Genomic DNA, 20439 nt, shown 5'->3' on the forward strand with positions numbered 1-20439 from the left:
AGAACGCACAAAACTTGTGTACCATGGGGCAATGACGAAGCCGCTGCGCCTGGAGCTCGATCGGTCCGCGAAGACGCCACTTGCGGAGCAGATCCACCGAGGGATCAGGGCCGCCATCGAGAGCGGTGTGCTCGCCCCGGGCGCACGCCTGCCCTCGTGGCAGGATCTGGCGGCTCAGCTCGGCGTCGCGCGCGGCACCGTGCGCTCAGCCTATGAGAAGCTCTCATCCGACCAAATGATCGTCGCGGCCCGTGCGACCGGCACGCATGTCGCCGACTGGAAGTCCTTCCCAGTGCGGCCTGACAAGGCCCCCGCCCCCGGCTCGTTCATGGAGATGTACCAGGAGCTCACGGCTGGACCGGCGATCTTCCAGATGGGCGTGCCGTCGCAGGAGACGTTTCCTGCGAAGTTGCTGGCGCGAATGCGGGTACGAGCGGTTCGCGCCGAAACGAGCGCACCCGCGATCTACCCGGATCCGCGCGGCGAGCTGGATTTGCGACGTGAGATCGCGGCCTACCTTGCGCTGGCCCGAGGAATAGAATGCGCGCCGTCCCAAATTATCGTCACCAGCGGTTTCACCGGCGGCCTCGGTCTCGCGCTCCGTGTCCTCTGCCTCGGGCCGAAGAAGAAAGTCTGGATGGAGGATCCCGGCTTCCCCTTCACCCGGCACGGTCTCGAACTCGCGGGATTATCCATCGTGCCGATCGCGGTCGATGCCGACGGCATCGACGTCGATTTCGGCGTGAAACATGCACCCGACGCCGCGCTGGTTGTCGTGACGCCGGGGCAACAGGCGCCGCTCGGATCCACGCTCTCACTGGCACGCCGCTCACGACTGCTGGAATGGGCGACCCAAAACAAGGCATGGGTGATCGAGGATGATTATCTCAGCGAACTCCAGCTCAAGGGCCGCGCCACGCCGGCGCTCGCCTCGCTCGACCGCGCCGGCCGCGTCATCCACATCGGCTCCTTCAGCAAGACCATAAGCCCGGCCTTGCGGCTGGGCTTTGTCGTTGCACCGGCGGCTCTCGCATCGCGATTTGCAGAGACTGCGGCTTGCCTCGCGCCGGCGCCGGGGCCCGCGGTGCAGCTAGCTACGGCCGACTTCATGCGCGACGGCCACTATCTGCGGCATCTGCGGCGCACGAAACGCGCCTACACCGCGCAAGGCGATGCGTTGCTGAAACAGCTCCGCACGCGCTCTGCGACGGTTGCGATTGCCGGTCTGGCCGCGGTGCTGCGATTGCCGGACGGAGCACCCGATCTCGCTATCGCCCGGGACGCAGCGTCGTTCGGACTGGCACCGACGCCGCTATCGCTTTGGTACGCTCGAATCGCCTCGGCGTGCCCAGGACTGTTGCTGGGCATCGCGACGTCTCCGCTCCAGAAGATCGAGGCGTCCTGCGACCGGCTCCTTCGGATCATCGACCGTTTGACGTGATCCGTACCCGGGCTCGGCCGCCTCAACCGGCCAACGTCACGATCAAAGGCCCGCTGCGGGTGGCGATCACTGTGTGTTCGTACTGCACGGTCGGCGCCTCGGGGCTGCTGTAGAGCGTCCACGCATCATCGCCATTCTCCGCCCATTCGGCGCCCATGGAGAGGAACGGCTCGACGGTGAATACCAGGCCATCGTTCATGATGCGGCGTTCGGAGCGGTCGGGCCAGGTTGCGATCTCCGTCGGCTCCTCATGGAGCGACAGGCCGACGCCGTGACTGGCAAGATTCCGGACCAGGCTGTAGCCCTTCCTTCGCGCAAAGGTCCCGATCGCCTGGCCGATCCCCGCAATCGGTTTGCCGGCACCAACCTGCTGCAGGCCGGTCCACATCGCCCGCCGGCCGTCCCGGCAAAGTCGTTCGATCGTGCGGCTTACGGGAGGAACGGCGAACGAGGCTCCGGTATCGGCAAAGAAACCGTTCTTCTCGGCTGACACGTCGATGTTCACGAGGTCGCCGCGCTCGATCCGCCGCTCGCCCGGGATGCCGTGAGCGATCTCCTCGTTCACGCTGATGCAGGTCGCCCCCGGAAAATCATAGGCTAGCTCCGGGGCCGAACGCGCGCCGGCGGCCTCCAACAGCTGTCGTCCGATCCGGTCGAGTTCGGAGGTGGTCATGCCCGGCTCGAGCGCCTTCCCCATGGCCTCCAGCGTGGCGGCTACGATGCGCCCGATCTCCTTCAGGCGCGTCAGGTCGTTGTCATCGGAGATTGTCATGTCAGGGCTCTTGTGCGGGAGGCCCGGACATAGCGCCTGCGAGGTCGGCTTGCAAACCGGAGAGATCTCTTCGCCCGATCCGTCTTCAACCCTCGTCGAGCAGATTACGAACCTTGGCGGCCAAGTCTTCGATCGCGAAGGGCTTTGACAGCAGGTGCTTGCCGGCATCGAGCATGCCGTTGTGAACGATTGCGTTGCGCGTGTAGCCGGTGGTGAACAGTACCTTCAGGGCCGGATATCGTTTCGACAGCTCGGCCGCAAGTTCAGCCCCGGTCATGTCCGGCATGACGACGTCGGTGAACAGCAGATCCGGGACGAGACCGCTTTCGATCGTCCTGATCGCCTCCTTGGCGCTCGCCGCCTCGATGACCGTATAACCAAGCTCCCGCAGACTTTCAGACGAGATGCTGCGGACCCGCTCATCGTCCTCAACGACGAGGATGGTCTCGCCCTGAAGGCTCGCGCCAGGATGTGTCACTCCGTCCGATGGGGTCGAGACTTCCTCCTCTCCTGCGAAGCGCGGAAGATAGATCTTCACCGTCGTGCCAACATCAACCTCCGAGTAGACTTTGACGTGGCCGCCCGACTGCCGCACGAAGCCGTAGACCTGGCTGAGGCCGAGGCCGGTGCCCTTCCCCACGACCTTGGTCGTGAAGAATGGATCGAACACCTTTCCCAGCACGTCGGCTGGAATGCCGGTGCCGTTATCTGTCACGGCAATGAGAACATATTGTCCGGGTGCCAGGGCGTAATCGCGGGCGTACTTTCGGTCGATCGAGGCGTTGCTGGTTTCGATCGTCAACCGCCCGCCTCTCGGCATGGCGTCGCGGGCGTTGACCGCAAGGTTGATCACCGTGCTTTCCAGCTGGGCCGGATCCGCCCTGACGCGCCAAAGGCCGGCACCTGCGACGGTTTCAAGGCGGACCAGCTCGCCGAGCGACCGCTCGAGCAGTTCGCTCATCCCGCTGACCATCTTGTTGATATCGACGACCTCAGGCGCAAGAGGCTGCTGGCGCGAGAATGCGAGCAGCCTTTGCGTCAACGTGGCGGCACGATTGGCTCCGTCGATCGCCCCCTCGATGAAGCGGTCGATATTGGTCTCTCCTTTGCCGAGTCGTCGTTTGGCGAGATTCAGGCTGCCGAGGATGACGGCCAGCATATTGTTAAAGTCGTGGGCGATACCTCCGGTCAGCTGACCCACGGCCTCCATCTTCTGGGATTGGCGCAATTGCTCTTCGGCCTTCATGCGCTCGGCAATCTCGTCGGCGACTCGCTGCTCCAGTTCGGCGTTGAGCGCCTCGAGCCGGCTCAAAAGCCGGGCGTTGTCGATAGCGGAGGCAGCGTGGCCGGCAATGCCGAGCAGAGCAGCTTCGTGCCCTGCATGGAATTTGCCCGTCTCGGCATGGCCGAAGAAGAGCCCGCCGAGGACCTCGCCCGTCCGCGACATGACGGGGACCGCGAGGTAGGATCGGACTGGAAGATGTCCCTCGGGCATGCCTTTACGCGGCGCGTTCTTGCCATAGCGTGGGTCCTGCAGGATGTCGTCGGACCTCATCACCCCCGCACCCGTGAACGTCGGCTCGAACACCTCGGTGTTGCGCGGCATGGGAAAACGCTCGAAGGCGGACCGCGGCGCTCCCGATAGCGCGTACAGCATGTAGCTGCCACCGTCCGGCGCCAGAATGTTGTAGAAGAACGCGCCGAACTGAGCGCCGGCCAACTCGACGCCGGCGTCCGTCACGATCTGCACGATTTTGCCGAGGTCGCGCTCGCGGGCGGCCGACGCTCCCGTATCATTCAGGATTCGAAGTTGGCGCTCGGTCTTCTTTTGCGCGGAGATATCCAGAACCGTTCCGATGAACCGGACCGCCTGTCTGTTGGAGAAGATGGCCTGCCCCGTCGCCGCAATCCAGCGTTCGACACCATCCTCGATGCCGATGGTTCGAAATTCGATGTTGTAGCCCTTCGGGCAATCGGGCGTCAGGGCAGCCGATACCGCCTCGTGGGTTCGCTGCCTGTCGTCGGGATGGATACCCTTCAGGAACGCCCCGTCGTAGCTCACCTCGGCGTCCGGCGATAAACCAAACACCTCCTTGCAGCGGTTGTCCCATCGAAGAACGTCGTTCACGGGATCATAGTCCCAGATGCCTATCCCTGCTGCCCTGGTCGCAAGGCTCAGGCGTTCGGCAGCGTCTCGCGCCGCCTGCTCAGACCGAACACGTTCGATATGAGCCCACGATCTCTCGGTGACTTCCGAGAGCAACGCGAGTTCCCGTGGCGTCCACCGATGCGGGCCGCGATGATGAACTGCCATCAGGGCCGTGAGCTGCCCTTCCTTGACCAAGGGGATGCACAACGTCGAGCCTATCCCGATGCTCTGGAAGGTAGCCGCTTCCTCCGCCGCGATCTCCTTCAGATTGTCGTTGATGACGAGAGGCCTGCCGGCGCCGAGTTCCCGCACCGCCTTCTCGCCGAAGTCGGCCAGGCTGTAGTGGCCAAGGATATGCATCGCACCAGGAGCCGCCCAATCCCCGCGGATGGTGAATCCGTCCTGATCGGGATCCATGTCGGCATAGGCGCAGTTCGAGACGCCGAGATGCTCCCCGACCATTCTCGTCGTCACCGCCATCACGCCGTCGGCATCGCGAGTCCTGGCCGTCTCCTTGTTGAGAGCGTCCAGGAAGAGCAGACGGATCTCGTTCTCCCGCACCGCCGCCTCGGCACGACGACGTTCGACGGCGGTTCGCGTGCGCTCGGCGACATCGTGGATGAGTTCGAGCTCCTCCGGGCTCCATTCCCGCGGCGTTGCGTTGTTGAGGTACAGGAGCGCGACGACGCCATCGGGCTCGGAGATGGGCATGTTGACAAGAGCGCGAGCGGATATCGCTTCGAGCGCAGGGGCGCGATCGCCGACGCGCGGGTCTTTCTCCGCATCGGCACAGACGACGGTCTCGCCGCGCTTCAGATCCTCGATGTAGGTGCCATAGTCGCGGAAGTGCAGGACCCCTGCCAGGCTCAGAATGCCCGGCGCATTCCAGTCACGGACGATGGTGATGGTCTCGGCCGATGTGTCGACCGTGCCGTAGCCTGCACGGCTGACGTTTAAGCTGCGGCCGAGCAGCTCTGCCGCAGCGTAGGCGAGATCGTCAGGATCGGCGATTTCCCTGATATGGTCGCCAAGTGCAGCCAGAACGGCATTGCGATCGGACGAGTTCTCCCCGGCCGTCGTTGTCATCTGACTTCCCCCGACATTTCACTGCTTCACCGAACACACTTCAGAGCTTTCTTGCGGCATCCGATTCGAGCCGCCAGTGATCGCAAGCTGGCACCCGCGTCTGGTAACGCTATGATGCGATTAAGGTTCCGGCGCACGCGGCGCATCGCGGTTGCGCTCCAGCGACGGGCCTAACCTGCTGTCGGCAAAAAGCGCGGACCGATGCGCCACCGCAAGTTGTGCGCGCGGAGGTGGTCGTGTAGCCTCGGCTCGATAGTTGCCGCCCGGTCTTTCGCTCGATGCCCGTCCGAGTCCTGCTTCTCCTTTCCTGCCTGTTGAGTCCGGGTGCACTGCGTGCCGAAGGTACGCCGGCCGAGAAAACCGGATTTGCCCCCAGGCTGACGATCTATCTCGCCAAAGGCGCACCGGACGCGTGCGGGCCGGGTTGCGACCGCTGGATCGCGATCGAGGGCCAGATCGATCAGGACGCAGCGTCCCGCATTCGCGGCTTCCTCACCGGCGTCAAGGACCTGCAGCGCCCGATCTACCTGCATTCGCCCGGTGGAAACGTGGAGCAATCGTATGTGATCGCCCGGCTGCTGCGCAGCCGCAAGGCGATTGCGCGAGTCGGCCGGACGATCGTGAGGGCATGCGCCGGGGACACGCAGGTGGACGCCGCATGCCTGAAGATCAAGAACGGCAACGGTGAGGTCGAGGCCGAGCTCACCACCTATCATGCGATGTGCAATTCGGCCTGCGGCTACCTTTTTCTCGGAGCAACCTCTCGCGAGGTTGCGCCCGATGCGGCACTGGCGGTCCATAGTTCCAGGCTGATCCTCAAGTTTCGGGGCAATCCGCCTCCCGAGGTGGTTGCCGAAGCGCGGCGTCGCCGCTTCGCCGGCGCCGACCGCGATCGCGCCGCGTTCATTGCGGGGATGGGAATCAGCCGCGAGCTCGATGCGCTGATCCGCACCGTAAAATTCGAAAACCTGCACGTGTTGACGCGGACCGAACTCTATCGGTTCGGCATAGACATGCGACCGCTGGCCGAGACGATGTGGCGGCTGGACAAGGGCACCCCGCCGTTCATCAGCAAGATCGCAGCGGTGAAGAAGGAGACCGACGCGTCGTTCCGGACCATGGAATGGCGCATGTACTGCGAGAACAAGAAGCGCGTGCCGCTGATGTTCGCGGGCGAGATCGACGAAACCACCGTCGGGAAGAGCACGGTCCTGATGACGGCGGCCGCCGATAGGACCAGGGAAGCCGGAGGGACTCCGGTGCGAGCCGGCACCTACGAAATGTGGAGCGGTGCCGTCGATCCTGCCATGGTCACGACCATGCTGGCGTCTCGCACGCTGCAGGTCCGCGAAAGCAGGCTGATGCAGCACGGCAAGGCGGACACGGCCAGTTTCGAGCTCGACATGACCGGTCTCGTCTCAGTGTGGGCGCAACTCGCCGCATCGTGCCCGCCGGCAGCGGCCCCTGCGAAGAGCCCGTGGCCGGTGATCCCACCGCCGCGCGTCAAAGGTTTTTCGGCGACACCGGAATCACGAGTGTCGCCCTGAGGCCTCGCGCCGGGACGCCGGGGCGTCCCGCACGATCGCAACATCTCTTATCGGAATTGATGGCTCAGCCCGATGCGCGCAGTATTGAGACTGACGCGGCCGAACGCTGCATTGAACGACGAAGGCAAGGCGCCCGCGGTATCCCCCAGCACAGTCTCGGTTGTCGAGCCGCCAGCCAGGCTGACGTGAAGATATTCGGCCCTCAGCGTCCAGTCGCGCAGAACGGCATATTCCAGCCCCGCGCCGGCGGTCCAACCCGTGGCGACCTTGCTCGACGAGCCAGCGAAGCACGACGGATTTACACCAAAGCAATTGACATCATAGGCGCCGCCACCAAAAGCGAACGGCGTATTCGTGTCCCAGCTTCCCCTTTGGCCGACACGGCCATAGGCAAATCCCGCGGTGCCGTAGGCCAGGAGATTGCTCGTCGGCAGAAAGCCCAGCCGGGCCCTCACCGTTCCGAACCATTCGATCCCTTGCTGGACCGGGGCGTTGAAGGGAGCTGTGTAATAGGGGGCAAAGACCCCGCTGGTGGAGCCGGAACCGCTCACGCCGGATTCTTCAAAATCCGCCTCTACGCCGATGAGCCAGGCGCTGCCCAATTGATGATTGTAGCCAAGCTGCACACCGCCAAGGACGCCCGAAAGGTCAAACGAGGCCGCAGCCGGCTTGCCGCCTGCGAAGAAGAGATTGGAGGCCTGAGGATCGTTCGGCGCATAGCCGACGCCGTTGCTTGCCCAGCCTCCACCGATGTTTGCACCGATGTAGACGCCGGTCCAGTTGTGGGCAGGTGCCTCTCCCGCATAGGCTGGCGCCGCAGCAAGTGCGGCTGCGACGGCAACATATCTCATCAGCATCTTCCGACGTTCCCCCAAAGCCGCATGACGATCTGTCACGCGAATCCTGAGGTCATTGATGCGACGGTGGCGCCCGCGGCGTCTTGGACAAGGGCGACCAAAGCAGGACGATTGCGACCTGCGGAGGGTTGCCCTGCGTCAGCACGACGCTTCATGGGTAGGCTCCGTCCTACACCGGCGTGTAGATCACCAGCTTCAGCGCGGGATCGTCGTTGGCCTGAAAGCTGGTGTGCTCGAAATGCAGCACGCCCAGCGTTGGATGCGACATCGTCTTGAGGCCCGAAGACGTGCCGCGGACCTCGTGGGCTTCCCACCATTTGACGAATTCCGGGCTGCCCTGCCGCAGCCGCGTCAGCAATTCCGCAAAGGCCGGATCGCCGGCCCAGACGTCGTGCGTGGCGCGAAACATCGCGACCATTCGCTTGGCGACGTCCGCCCAGCCCGCTCCATAGGCCTTGCGCGTCTGCTTGTTGGTCATCATCAGCAGCATCGTGTTGCGATCCGCCTCCGGCAGGCGCCCGAACGCGAACACCTGCTCGGCGGCCGGGTTCCAGGCCAGCACGTCCCAGCGCCGCCCGGTGATATAGGCCGGATGCGGCAAGCTCTCGACCAGCCGCTGGATCGGCGGCGGCACGGTCTCGCGGGTGAAGACGCGCCTGTCACCGTCGCGCGCCAGCGCCTTCAGATGCGCGTGCTCGGTCTTGCTGAGGCGCAGCGCGCGGGCCAGCGCATCGACGGTGGTCACCGATGGGCTCACCGTGCGGCCCTGCTCGAGGCGGATGTACCAGTCGACGCCGATGCCGGCGAGCTGCGCGACCTCCTCGCGGCGCAGCCCCGCGGTGCGCCGGCGCCCGCCGATCGGAAGGCCGACGGCCTTCGGCGACAACTTTTCGCGGCGGGACCTCAGGAAGTCGCCGAATTCGACGCGGCGTGGATCGGCCATGATGTCGCTCGCGGATGGAGGGCCCCAAGAATACTAGGATAATACCAGGCCTTCCTCGCCTCTCCAAGGCGGCGCATATGGGCATCACCCGATCTTGAGGTGACCATCATGAAAGCTGCCGTTCTCAAATCCTTCGGTTCTCCGCTGGCAATCGAGGCCGTCCCCGTTCCGGTGCTTGGCACCGGCGAGGTCATCGTCGACATCGTCGCAACCCGCGTGCTGTCCTATATGAACGAGGTCTTCAGCGGGGAGCGCAAGTATGCGCTCGACCTGCCGATCATCCCGGGGCCCGGCGGCATCGGCCGGGTGCGCGCGATCGGTCCGGACGCAACCAGGCTTGCGGTCGGCGACTGGGTGTTCTGCGATCCGACGGTGCGCTCGCGCGACGATATCGTAGCGCCCGACATCGCCCTGCAAGGGCTCACCGCTGCCGGGCCCGGCGGCATGCTTCTGCAGAAGCATTTTCGCCACGGCTCCTTCGCCGAGCAGATGATGGTGCCGACCGAGAACGTCAAGCGCCTCGGTGCGATCACGTCCGAGGAAGCGACGCGATGGTGCGCGCTGGGCACGCTGCTGGTGCCCTATGGCGGCTTTCTTGCCGCAAACCTTCAGCCCGGCGAGACCGTGCTGGTGAGCGGGGCCACCGGCAATTTCGGCAGCGCTGCCGTCTCCGTCGCGCTCGCGATGGGCGCGGCGAGCGTGGTCACGCCCGGCCGCAACGAGACGATTCTGGCTGACCTCGTCCGCCGCTTCGGCAGCCGCGTGCAACCGGTCAAGCTGACAGGCAATGAAGATCACGACCGCGAGAGCATGAAGCGCGCATCTCCCGGCCCGATCGATTGCGTGCTCGATATCATGCCGCCCTCGGTCAGCCCGACGGTCGTGCGTGCGGCGATCATGACGGTGCGGCCCCACGGACGCGTCGCGCTGATGGGCGGCGTCGGCATGGCGGGCGGCGCGGGCCTCGAACTGCCCTACCCCTGGATCATGCGCAACTGCATCAGCATCCACGGCGTCTGGATGTACCCGCCGGATGCCGCGAGTCGGCTGATCGCGCTGGTGCGTGCGGGCCTGCTCAGGCTGGAGGAGTATCAAACGACGGCGTTCGACCTCGACCATGCCAACGACGCCGTGGCGCACGCCGCGGCCAATGCCGGCCCTTTCAAGATGACGGTGATCAGGCCCTGAGGCCCTGGGGCGGCGGAGCGCCATCGCCGATTTTTTTCGTCAGTCCGGCCATGCACTTGGCTACTGTGCATGGGGTTGTTTTCGCAAAATTGACTATTCGAGCTCGATGACCTGGCCGTTCGAGAGCGAGACCCGCCGGTCCATGCGGCCGGCCAGCTCCATGTTGTGGGTCGCGATCAGCATCGAGACCGAGGTTGCCTTGACCAGTTGCATCAGCGCTTGGAACACGTGGTCCGCCGTGTGCGGATCGAGGTTGCCGGTCGGCTCGTCCGCAAACAGCACCCGCGGCGCGTTGGCAACCGCGCGCGCGATCGCGACGCGCTGCTGCTCGCCGCCGGACAGCTCGGCCGGGCGATGGGTGATGCGGTCGCCGAGGCCGAGATAACCCAGGATCTCCTTGGCGCGCTTGACGCTCTCGGATTTCTTCAGGCCGCGGATCATCTGCGGCATCATCACGTTCTCCAGCGCCGAAAACTCCGGCAACAGCCGGTGCGACTGATAGACGAAGCCGATATCGGTGCGGCGTAGCTGTGTGCGCTCGATGTCCGGCAGCTGCGAGGTCGGCGCGCCCGAGACATAGACCTCGCCGGAATCGGGGGCTTCCAACAGCCCCGCGATGTGCAGCAGCGTCGACTTGCCCGAGCCCGACGGCGCCACCAGCGCCACCGACTGCCCGGCCCACAGCGCGAGCTTGGCGCCGTCCAGGATCGTCAGCGGCACCTCGCCCTGCAAGTACTGCCGCTTTATCTCGTGGAGATAAATGACCGGTACGTCTTCCGCCCCCTGCTGCTGCTCCATCAACCCCTCACTCGTACCGCAGCGCTTCGACGGGATCGAGGCGCGCGGCGCGCCACGACGGATACAGCGTCGCCAGGAACGACAGCGTCAGCGCCATGATGACGACGGCCGTGGTCTCGCCGACGTCGATCTCGGCGGGCAGTTTCGACAGGAAATAGAGCTCCGGCGAGAACAGCTCGGTCGAGGTCAGCCAGGACAGGAATTGCCGGATCGATTCGATGTTGAGGCAGATCACGAGGCCGACGACAAAGCCGACCAGGGTGCCGACCACGCCGATCGAGGCGCCCGTGATCAGGAAGATGCGCATGATCGAGCCCTGCGAGGCTCCCATCGTGCGCAGGATCGCGATGTCGCTGCCCTTGTCCTTCACCAGCATGATCAGGCCGGAAACGATGTTCAGAGCTGCGACCAGCACGATCATGGTCAGGATCAGGAACATCACGTTGCGCTCGACCTGGAGCGCGTTGAAGAAGGTGGAGTTGCGTTGCCGCCAATCCACCAGGAACACCGGCCTGCCGGCCGCCTCCGTCACGGCCTGTCGGAAGGCGACGATCTGGTCGGGATTGGTGGTGAACACCTCGATCGATGTGACGTCGTTGCTGCGGTTGAAATAGGCCTGCGCTTCCGCGAGCGGCATGAACACGAAGCCGAGATCGTATTCGGACATGCCGATCTCGAACACGGCGACGATCTTGTACGGTTTTATGCGCGGCGTCGTGCCCATGGGCGTGACCGCGCCTTTCGGGGCCACCAGCGTGATGCTGTCGCCGGCATGCAGCGACAGCTGGTCGGCGAGGCGCCGGCCGATCGCGACGCCCTGCCCCTCGTCGAAGCCCTCGAGCGAGCCCTGCTTGATGTTCTTGGCGATCGAGGTGAGGTTGTTGAGGTCGTCGGAGCGGATGCCGCGCACCAGCACGCCCGAGGCGTTCCACGGCGAGGACGCCAGCGCCTGGCCGTCCACGACGGGCGCGGCGAGCCGGATGCCTTTGACCTGGCTGAGGCGGTCGGCGACGTCCTTCCAGTCCGTCAGCGGCGATTCCAGCGGTTGGACCAGGATGTGGCCGTTCAGCCCCAGTATCTTGTCGAGCAGTTCTTTGCGGAAGCCGTTCATCACGGCCATGACGATGATCAGCGTCGCCACGCCCAGCATGATGCCGAGGAAGGAGAACCCGGCGATGACCGAGATGAATCCCTCCTTGCGGCGCGCCCGCAAATAGCGCGCCGACAGCATCCACTCGAATGGCGCAAAAGGCGCGGTTTGCACGGTTTCTGTCATGGTCTCATCCATCGCTCGATAATCCCATGATTCGGGGTCAATTGTGGCCGGATTGGCGGCCGCGATCTCGGGCGATGAACAATATTCAGCCGACCAGCCTTATCAGCCCACAAGTCTTGCGACCGCGTCCGCAGGCGACATGGTCTCGCGCGAGCCGTCACTGCGCCGCTTGATCTCGACCTTGCCGTCGGCAAGGCCCTTCGGCCCGATCATGATCTGCCAGGGGATGCCGATCAGGTCGGCAGCGGCAAACTTGGCGCCGGCGCGCTGGTCGGTGTCGTCATAGAGCACGTCGACGCCCTTGGCCGTGAGCTCGGCATAAAGCTTCTCGCAGGCCGCATCGACGGCAGCATCGCCCTGCTTGAGGTTGAGAATCGAAACGCGGAACGGCGCCACCGCCTCCGGCCATTTGATGCCGGCATCGTCATGGCAGGCCTCGATGATGGCCCCCAACAGCCGCGAGACACCGACGCCGTAGGAGCCGCCATGGATCGGCACATCGACGCCGTCGGGGCCTGCCACCAGGGCCTTCATCGCGTCGGAATATTTGGTGCCGAAATAGAAGATCTGCCCGACCTCGATGCCGCGGGTGTTCACCCGCTTGTCTGCGGGTACTTCCTGCTCGAACCGCGCCGCGTCGTGAACGTCCTCCGTCGCCGCGTAGACCGAGGTCCATTGCTTGATGATCGGCGTCAGGTCGCTCTCGTAGTCGACATCCTCGCCCGGCACCGGCAGGTCGAGAACATCGCGATTGATGAACACGCCGGACTCGCCGGTCTCGGCCAGCACGATGAACTCGTGGCTGAGATCGCCGCCGATCGGGCCTGTCTCGGCGCGCATCGGGATCGCCTTCAGCCCCATCCGCGCGAAGGTGCGCAAATACGCGACGAACATCTTGTTGTACGAGATGCGCGCCGCGGCCTCGTTGAGGTCGAAGGAATAGGCGTCCTTCATCAGGAACTCGCGGCCGCGCATCACGCCGAAACGCGGACGCTGCTCGTCGCGGAATTTCCATTGGATGTGATAGAGATTCAGCGGCAGGCTCTTGTAGGACTTCACATAGGCGCGGAAGATCTCGGTGATCATTTCCTCGTTGGTCGGCCCGTACAGGAGCTCGCGCTTGTGGCGGTCGGCGATGCGCAGCATCTCCGGGCCATAGGCGTCGTAGCGGCCGCTCTCGCGCCAGAGGTCGGCGAGTTGCAGCGTCGGCATCAGCAGTTCCAGCGCACCGGCGCGGTCCTGCTCCTCGCGCACGATCTGCTCGATCTTCTTCAGCACACGGAAGCCAAGCGGCAGCCAGGCGTAGATACCTGCCGCCTCCTGCCGGATCATGCCGGCGCGCAGCATCAGCCGATGCGAGACGATCTCCGCTTCTTTCGGATTTTCCTTCAGGATGGGCAGAAAGAACCGCGACAACCGCATGGTCATACTCTGGGAATCAGTGGTGGATTGCAGTGAAACCGGATTGGGAGCGAAAACACAAGACCGGGAATGAGGAAAAGCCGCTAACGCAGCGGGATTCCTGTCATTTTTCCGTCGGACCTCAGGTTCTCACTGAGCTGTGCCTCACCACTCCGTGACGTCGAGTTCATCTTCGAGCGTGATCTGCTCGAAGTCGGTCACCAGCGCGTCGATCCGGATATGCCAGCGGCCGGCGAACGGAAGCTCCACCTTGCGCACGTGCCAGTAGCCGTCCGGTCCAAGCGAGGCCTTCCGCTCCATCGGCTCGATGCCACGCTCGGGCAGGCCTAGTGTCAGCGTCGCCTCCTTGGCCGCCAGCGGCGTCGCCTCGCCGGTCATCAGTTGAAGCACGACATCGTTAGCCCCCGCCTTGCCGGGCGAAACCAGCACCTGGAACATCGCCTTGTCGCCATGGATGTGGATCGCCAACGGCGTTTCCGGAACGATGGTTCGCGGCGGCGGCGTGAAGCGCCAGCCAGCGACCACGGCCAGGATGGCGAGAGCAATCGCACCTTCCAGCAGGATCGAGCGCCTGAGCGCGGGCGTCCCTGTCCCGTCCCGGGCCAGAGCCGGCGACAGCCGGAACCGATTGAGCGCGGCCAGCGCGAGCAATCCCGTGACCAGGACGAGCTTGGTCGAAAGGATCAGCCCGTAGCGAGTGCCGACCAGCGCTTCCGGCTTTTCGAGCTGAATGATCGCGAGTGCGAGGCCGGTCAAGGCCAGCACGCCAACCGCGAGCGCAGCAATACGGGAAAAGCGGTTCACAATCGGGAGCGTCGCCATTGTCGGCTTCGACACCAGCGCCACGAGCGGGGCCAGCGCGCCGACCCAGAAGGCAACGCCGAGGCCGTGGAGAAAGATCGCCGGTCGCGTCAGCACCTCGGGCGGTGCCGTAGCGGCATGCCCGCTCATCGCGAGTGACAGACCGACACCGATGAACGCGATCATCGCAAGACCGCGCGCATACCACGCGCTGCGCAGCGCCAGATACGCAAGCAGCATCGCTGCGAAGGCGGCCAGCAGGGCAGGACCGGCGCTGGTCGCAAAGGCGACCTTCCAGGGACCAGAGGTCGCAAGAGCAGAAAGTGACAGCCCGAGAAGATCGAGCCCCAACGCGCCGACGGATGCCACCGCGCTCGCAAGACCGATGGCGAGCGCCATGCGCGGGACGGCCATGCCGATCATCGACCACGCCACCCAGCGCGCGAAGAATACGCCGCCGACGCCGACGAACAGCCCGACATAGAGGCCGATCCGCGTCAGCCAGATCAGCGCGTTCAACCCGGCGTCGGCGGCGGCAGGCGGCTTCGTCGCCGTCGGCATGCCGACCGAGAAGATCACCGATCCCGTGATGGGATGGCCGTCCTGGGAAATCACGCGATAGCTGACGACCGCGGTCCCCTCAGGCAGGTCCGCCGGCATCACGACCGAAATCGTCTTGCCCGACGCACTGACACGCGTATCGTCCCGCGCCCTGCCCGCACCATCGATCAGCCGGAACGCGCCCGGCGTCACCGGCTCGTTGAAGCGCAGCTCCACCGCCTTGGGCGCGGTCGCGAGCATGCTGCCGCTCGCCGGCTCGACCGAGATCAGTGCGGCGTGCGCCCACGCCGCGCTGGCGAAGCCGGCAACGAGTAGCAGCGTCGCGAGCGCGGCGAGCAGGCGCATCAGGGTTTTGGCAATAGTTTCACGCCCGGCGCCGGCGACTTGCCCTCGGATTTGCCCTCGTGTGAATGCCCTGCTCCCTCGGCCGGGATCTCGATCCAGCGGCTGACGCCAGTCTCGCATTCCTGGACGACGGGGAAGTACAGGGTCGTGTTCGGCTTGAGGCCGTCGGTGAGGAATGTGCTCAGGACGAACTCGTCATAGTTCTTGTCCGGCAGCTTGCCGCCGGACCATGCCACCTCCTTGACGCCGGAGGAGAGCTTGTTGCCGTGATAGTCGTATTCTCCGGCATATTTGCCCTCGACGACATCGACATTCCAGCCCGCCTTCGGCATCGGCTTCACCGCGATCACCCCTTCCGGAATCTGCACCCGGATCTTCACGGTCGGCGAGCCCGCGCAGCCGTGCGGCACGGTGAAGACGGCCTTGTAGGACGCACCGACCCTCGCTTGCTTGGTCTCGAGCGAGACGTGCGCCGCCGCCGGCGAGGCGGCGAGCGCGGCAATCAGGAACAGGCAGGATCGCTTCGACATATCAGGTCTCCCGAGAGTCCGGATCAATCTCATTTCATTTTCATTCCCGAATGATCCGGCTTCATGTCCATGTGACCGGAATGTCCGGCATCACCGGGGGCCTGCGCGCCGACGCCCTGGACGTCGAGGGTGACGGCGACTTTGCCGGCCTTCTCGAATTGCAGTGTCACCGGTACCTTGTCGCCCTGCTTGAACGGGCCCTTGAGCTCCTGGAGCATCAAATGATAGCCGCCGGGTGCGAACTTGACCGTCTTGCCGGGGTCAATCGCAAGCCCCTTGTCGAGCATGCGCATCTTCATCACGCCATTCTCGACGGCCATCTCGTGGATCTCGAACTTGCCGGCAATTTCGGCGGAACCGCCGATCAACCGGTCCGGCGCCGTTCCCTTGTTCTCGATGACGAGATAGCCGCCCGCGACCTTTGCGCCGCCCGGTGTCGCACGGCTCCACGCCTGCGAGATGACGAGATCCCCGGCCTTGACTTCCTCGGCGAGAGCCGGTGCTGCGGAGATCGCGAGAGCGAACGCAGCGAGCAGCACGTTTTTCGAGATTGTCTTCATTTTCCGTGTTCCCTTTGCATATCTGGACTTAAGTGTTTGGAGAGTTGTTGCGCCGACCATCTTTCCAGATCGGCGATTTCAGCAGAGCCTTCGATTGTCGTGATGGTGCCTTCCCGCGTGATGAGCATGGTGCGGGGGATGTCGCCCTGCCAGGCTGGATCGATCTCGAACCGCAAGCGCTCGACGAAGCCGTCGTTGAAGATGAAATTTTCGGTGGACGAAAGACCCGCCTTGTCGAGCATCGATTGCGTCGCCGCCGGCAGGTTCGGCACCAGATCGGCGCTGACCGTGACGACATCGACGTCAGGATGATCCTTGGCAAACTGCCCGAGCAGCGGCAGCTCGACCTTGCAGGGGCCACAGGTCACACCCCAGAAATGCACGAGCACGGGGCGGCCCACGTGTCCCCTGACGATGCTTTGCCAGGTGCCGCGCTCGAACGGCTTCAGGGCGGGAGATGTGCCGAACGCAGCCGCAGATGCGATCAGGACGCCGAGACTCATAATGCCAGCAAATCGAAATCTCATGGCTGGTCCTCGATGGCTGTGAGGCGATAACCATCCGCCTTCGTCATCCATGACAAATAGGTCTGCTTGCCGTTGGAGACGAGCAAGGGGTGATCGGACGTATCGCTCGTGCTCGCTATCGTTCTCGGCGGCGACCAATTCTCGCCATCGTCGTGTGAGACCGTCAGCTGGACCGAGGTCTTTTCACCGTCGAACTCCTTCCAGACCATCACCGTCCCAGCAAGACCTGCAAGCACGAAGGGCCGCGTCGGGTTGCGGCCCGGCTGGCCCACCGCCATGGGCACGGAAAAGGTGCGGCCTTCATCGCGAGAGTGCGCGTAAAACAATCCCTTCCGCGCCTTGCCGTTGGTGTACCAGGCGACGTGATAGGTCCCGCTCGGCGCAACGGTGAGGCTCGGTCCGTGGTGCGGACAGGCATTGATCTGCCAGTCGTCAACGCTGATCCGGCGGACTTCGCCTGGAGTTGCGACGTCCGCGAAGGTCATGACCGCGTGGTCGCGAACGCCGCCTTCGAAAATGTTCCTGAAGATTACGACAGGTCGTCCGGGCGCGGCGAATGCCAGCCCCAACCGGCAACACTCGCAGGTGCCCTCACGCGCGAGCTTTGCTTCCGCGTAGGTGCTACCGCCGTCGCTGGACGAGGTGAAGAACAGCCCGGCTCCCTCGTACTTCTGTCCCGCCTCCTTCGCGAGAATGCGATTGCGCTTGTCCAGCCACGCCGCAAACACCGTTCCATCCTGATCGAGCGCCAGCGCCTCGAACCGCTGGCTCTCGTTGTTGGCAGTGATGGGCTTCAGTTCGGCAAAGCTCTTCCCGCCATCGATCGAGCGCGTGTAAAGCACCTGACCGTTGAAGGCCTCGTCCCTGAAGGTCGAGAACGCGAGCGCGATGCCGCCCTTGCGGTCGACCACGATCTTCGGCCGTGCGTCCGGTCCCCAATCGAGGTTCAGCCGCGTCGTCGTGACCTGGGTGGGCGCCGAAAAGCTGCGACCCGCGTCCTGCGAACTTGCGACCGAGACCTGCCCTCCCGCCATCCAGACCAGCCACAACGTGCCGTCCGGGCCGAAGGCAGGCGTCGCCTTGGTCGCACAGCGCAGCGTCGGCTCCTCGCACGCAGCTTCGGATACATGCGGGCCGCGCATCTGTGCGAGCGCCGCACTTTGCAGGAGCATGCAGGCGACGATCCCAAGCAGGCCAGTTCGGATCATGCCCCACTCCCTTCGAGAAGCCCGGATCATTTGAATGCCACCTTCATACCCGCAACGAATGTGCGCGGCGAGCCCGCGTAGATCGACCCCGTCGTGTTTGCCAGCACGCTCGCAGGATTTTGAAGGCCCGCCCCCGTAACCGTATTGGAGATGTTGTTGGCCGAGGCGACGTAGGTACGGTCGAACACGTTCCTGACTTCAAGAAACAAGTTCAGGGATCTGAACGTGTCAGACGGCAGATCGGTCTTGTAGTGGACGTTCACATTGACCAGCTCATAGCCCGGCGCCTTCAACAGATTTGCATTGTCAATGTAGAAGGAATCCTTCCACTGGACCTCGACAAAACCTCCGAGACCGGTCAGGGGGCCGGCGAATTCGTCGTACCCAATTCGAGCCGTCAGCTCGTTGGGCGATATTCCGGGGATCTTGTTGCCGGCACGGTTGAAGCTGAACACGGCGCCGTTGGTGATGTTCTCGACATACTCGGTGTAGACCTCGTCGAGATAGGTATACGCCGCCATGAACCGCCAGCCCGGATAGAACTTCCAGTCGGCGGCAAGCTCGATGCCGCGGTGTTCCGAGCGCGGCGCGTTGAACGTATAGGAAACGCCGGCAATCGGGGTCGCCTGACTGACGATCTCGTTGCGGAAGAACTCGTAAAAGCCGGTCGCGCTCAGCTTGAGCGTGGTGTTGGGAGTCCAGTCGAAACCGAGATCGTAGCCCAGATTCTTCTGGACCTGGAGCTGGGTATTGTTGCCCGACAAGCCAGTCGGAAGGACAAAGAGATTCGAAACCTGCGGAGTGCCATATCCCGTGGCGACTCGCCCGCGGAAAAGCCATTCGTTGTTGAGATTGTAGAGCAGCGCCAGTTCTGGCGCTGCATTTTGAAACTGCCGGTCTGCCGTCGTCAGCGTCGTTGTGGTGATGCCGCCGGGGCCGGCATAGGCATACGCCGTGTTGATGCCCTTTAGCAGGGTCGTCTCCCAGCCAATGCCGGCGATCGCCGTCAGCGCCGACGTGAGCTTGAGCTCTTCCCTCGCGCGCACACCATAATTGGTCGTTTCGCTGTAGAGGTTGCTCGACAGCCTGCCGAGCGTCGCGTTGCCTCCGGGCATCACGTTTCGCGTGTCGCTCGACGCCGTCAGAGTGTTGTAGAAGGCGCCGAAGAACGCCGTGGACTCCAGACCCAGGATCTCGCCGCGCTTGGTGAGATCGCTCATGTAATTATACGACGGAAAATCGCCGATCGCGCTGGTCTGACCGGTGGGCTGACTGATGTTCCGGTCGTCAAACACGAACTGGTTGCGCCAGGTCGTCGTGTTGTCGAAGTCGTGCTCCCACCGGCCGCCGACGATGGTTCGGCGATCGTTTCGCCCGAGCCCGGCTTGCGTGGCTGTCTCGGTGTCCCTGCCGCCGTTAAAGCCGTTGTTGAAAAGAGACACGGTGGGACATCCCGCCGTCCCCGTGCCGGTCGTACAACCCTGCTGGAAAGGATTGGTGTAGAACTGGTTCAGCGATTGCCGCAGCGGTAGCCGCGCGCTGAGATCGTTGTTGATGATCTTCACCGTGAAGCGGTCGTCCGGCGTCGCCTTGAGTGTGCCGAGGAAGTTGACGGTCTGGGTATTGAACCAGCTATTGCCGATATAGCCGTCGCCGCGGGTGTCGCTCGCGAACAGCGAGGCCTCGAAATTCCCGACCTTCTTGCCGGCCGCCAGGTAATTGTTGAGGTAGCCGTAACTGCCGCCGTCGACGCCATATTCGATGCCGTCGATCGTGCCGCCCGGCGGTGTGCGGAAATTGAGCGCGCCGCCGGTCGCATAATTGCCATAGAGCGCCGACGAGGGGCCGCGGATCACGTCGATCGCACTATAGGCGTGGGGATCGATCAGGTCGCTGCGCGACAGGCCGTCCGGCTGCGTCACGGGGAAGCCGTCGTCGAAGATCACGAGATTGCGGATGGCGAAACCGTTCCGGGCGTTGGATCCGCGAATCGAGATGCCGAAGTCGCGGGGGCCGTTGCCCTGCTTGATCGAAATGCCCGGGCTGTCACGCAAGACGTCGCCGACCGAGATCGCAGGACGGTTATCGAACTGGCTACGATCGATGGTGGTCGCGGTCTGGCCGGCCGGCGCCTGATTGAGACCGGCCCGCGCCGCGCCGGCGGACATCGTGTTGTTTTGTCCCTGGGCACCATCGGTCGCATTCGGCGCGACCTGCCTCGCTGCCCGCGCCGCGGAAGCGGAGCGTTGCCGCAATGGACGGGTGACTGGCTTGGGACGGGATGCCTTGGGCGCCTCGATCGTCACCGCGGGAATTGATTCCGGGGAAGCCTGGGCGAGCGCGTCTGAACCGATCGGGGACACCAGCCCGAAAAACAGGGGCAAGCCGGCGCGCCCCATCGCACGTATGCGTAACATCTCTTGGATTC

At 64.2% G+C, this 20439-nt stretch carries 16 protein-coding genes; 3 read left to right on the forward strand and 13 right to left on the reverse strand.

Annotated elements, in window-relative coordinates; translation table 11 throughout:
* Positions 1–31 precede the first annotated feature (31 nt).
* Positions 32–1441, forward strand: coding sequence for a MocR-like pyridoxine biosynthesis transcription factor PdxR (pdxR, locus tag C7G42_RS31075; RefSeq protein WP_199581233.1), 1410 nt, complete (start codon positions 32–34; stop codon positions 1439–1441).
* A 22-nt stretch (positions 1442–1463) separates the two neighbouring features.
* Here pdxR and map read toward each other — a convergent pair whose 3' ends face one another.
* Together map and C7G42_RS31085 are read right to left on the reverse strand one after the other, a co-directional pair.
* The gene (map, locus tag C7G42_RS31080; RefSeq protein WP_106952697.1) at positions 1464–2213 is read right to left on the reverse strand and encodes a type I methionyl aminopeptidase; all 750 of its coding nucleotides are present in this window, start codon (positions 2211–2213) and stop codon (positions 1464–1466) included.
* 85 nt (positions 2214–2298) lie between these two features.
* On the reverse strand, positions 2299–5448 hold the full coding sequence (locus C7G42_RS31085) for a GAF domain-containing protein (protein ID WP_106952698.1): 3150 nt from the start codon (positions 5446–5448) through the stop codon (positions 2299–2301).
* Between the two features lie 278 nt (positions 5449–5726).
* On the opposite strand from C7G42_RS31085, the gene C7G42_RS31090 reads away from it, so the two are divergent.
* Positions 5727–6995 (forward strand): hypothetical protein, encoded by a 1269-nt coding sequence (locus tag C7G42_RS31090; RefSeq protein ID WP_106952699.1) that lies wholly within the window; start codon positions 5727–5729, stop codon positions 6993–6995.
* A gap of 47 nt (positions 6996–7042) precedes the next feature.
* On the opposite strand, the gene C7G42_RS31095 is transcribed toward C7G42_RS31090, so the two are convergent.
* Positions 7043–7846, reverse strand: coding sequence for an outer membrane protein (locus C7G42_RS31095; RefSeq protein ID WP_158537649.1), 804 nt, complete (start codon positions 7844–7846; stop codon positions 7043–7045).
* Positions 7847–8021: 175 nt separating this feature from the next.
* Entirely contained in the window at positions 8022–8795 is a 774-nt protein-coding gene (locus tag C7G42_RS31100; protein ID WP_106952701.1) for a helix-turn-helix transcriptional regulator, read from the reverse strand.
* A gap of 108 nt (positions 8796–8903) precedes the next feature.
* Here C7G42_RS31100 and C7G42_RS31105 point away from each other — a divergent pair, with 108 nt between their 5' ends.
* Entirely contained in the window at positions 8904–9983 is a 1080-nt protein-coding gene (locus tag C7G42_RS31105) for a zinc-binding dehydrogenase (protein ID WP_199581234.1), read from the forward strand.
* Between the two features lie 93 nt (positions 9984–10076).
* Here C7G42_RS31105 and C7G42_RS31110 read toward each other — a convergent pair whose 3' ends face one another.
* The 9 genes from C7G42_RS31110 to C7G42_RS31150 all read right to left on the reverse strand — a co-directional run bounded on the left by C7G42_RS31110 (position 10077) and on the right by C7G42_RS31150 (position 20179).
* Positions 10077–10781, reverse strand: coding sequence for an ABC transporter ATP-binding protein (locus tag C7G42_RS31110; protein WP_106952703.1), 705 nt, complete (start codon positions 10779–10781; stop codon positions 10077–10079).
* A gap of 7 nt (positions 10782–10788) precedes the next feature.
* A complete protein-coding gene (locus tag C7G42_RS31115) occupies positions 10789–12069 on the reverse strand; it encodes a lipoprotein-releasing ABC transporter permease subunit (RefSeq protein WP_106952704.1) in 1281 nt (426 codons plus the stop codon).
* Positions 12070–12159: 90 nt separating this feature from the next.
* On the reverse strand, positions 12160–13479 hold the full coding sequence (gene proS / locus C7G42_RS31120) for a proline--tRNA ligase (protein WP_106952765.1): 1320 nt from the start codon (positions 13477–13479) through the stop codon (positions 12160–12162).
* Positions 13480–13623: 144 nt separating this feature from the next.
* On the reverse strand, positions 13624–15186 hold the full coding sequence (locus C7G42_RS31125; RefSeq protein WP_106952705.1) for a copper resistance CopC/CopD family protein: 1563 nt from the start codon (positions 15184–15186) through the stop codon (positions 13624–13626).
* Positions 15186–15716 carry a YcnI family copper-binding membrane protein gene (locus C7G42_RS31130; RefSeq protein ID WP_106952706.1) on the reverse strand — a complete coding sequence of 177 codons (531 nt, stop codon included), beginning with the start codon at positions 15714–15716 and terminating at the stop codon, positions 15186–15188. The genes C7G42_RS31125 and C7G42_RS31130 overlap by 1 nt, the downstream gene beginning before the upstream one ends.
* Positions 15717–15745: 29 nt before the next feature.
* Entirely contained in the window at positions 15746–16276 is a 531-nt protein-coding gene (locus C7G42_RS31135; protein WP_106952707.1) for a copper chaperone PCu(A)C, read from the reverse strand.
* On the reverse strand, positions 16273–16803 hold the full coding sequence (locus tag C7G42_RS31140; protein ID WP_106952708.1) for a TlpA family protein disulfide reductase: 531 nt from the start codon (positions 16801–16803) through the stop codon (positions 16273–16275). Before C7G42_RS31140 ends, C7G42_RS31135 begins: the two co-directional genes overlap by 4 nt.
* On the reverse strand, positions 16800–18011 hold the full coding sequence (locus C7G42_RS31145; protein ID WP_106952709.1) for a sialidase family protein: 1212 nt from the start codon (positions 18009–18011) through the stop codon (positions 16800–16802). Before C7G42_RS31145 ends, C7G42_RS31140 begins: the two co-directional genes overlap by 4 nt.
* 26 nt (positions 18012–18037) lie before the next feature.
* On the reverse strand, positions 18038–20179 hold the full coding sequence (locus tag C7G42_RS31150; protein ID WP_106952766.1) for a TonB-dependent receptor family protein: 2142 nt from the start codon (positions 20177–20179) through the stop codon (positions 18038–18040).
* Positions 20180–20439 lie beyond the last annotated feature (260 nt).

This window comes from Bradyrhizobium sp. MOS003 (assembly GCF_003020125.1).
Taxonomy (GTDB): Bacteria; Pseudomonadota; Alphaproteobacteria; order Rhizobiales; family Xanthobacteraceae; genus Bradyrhizobium.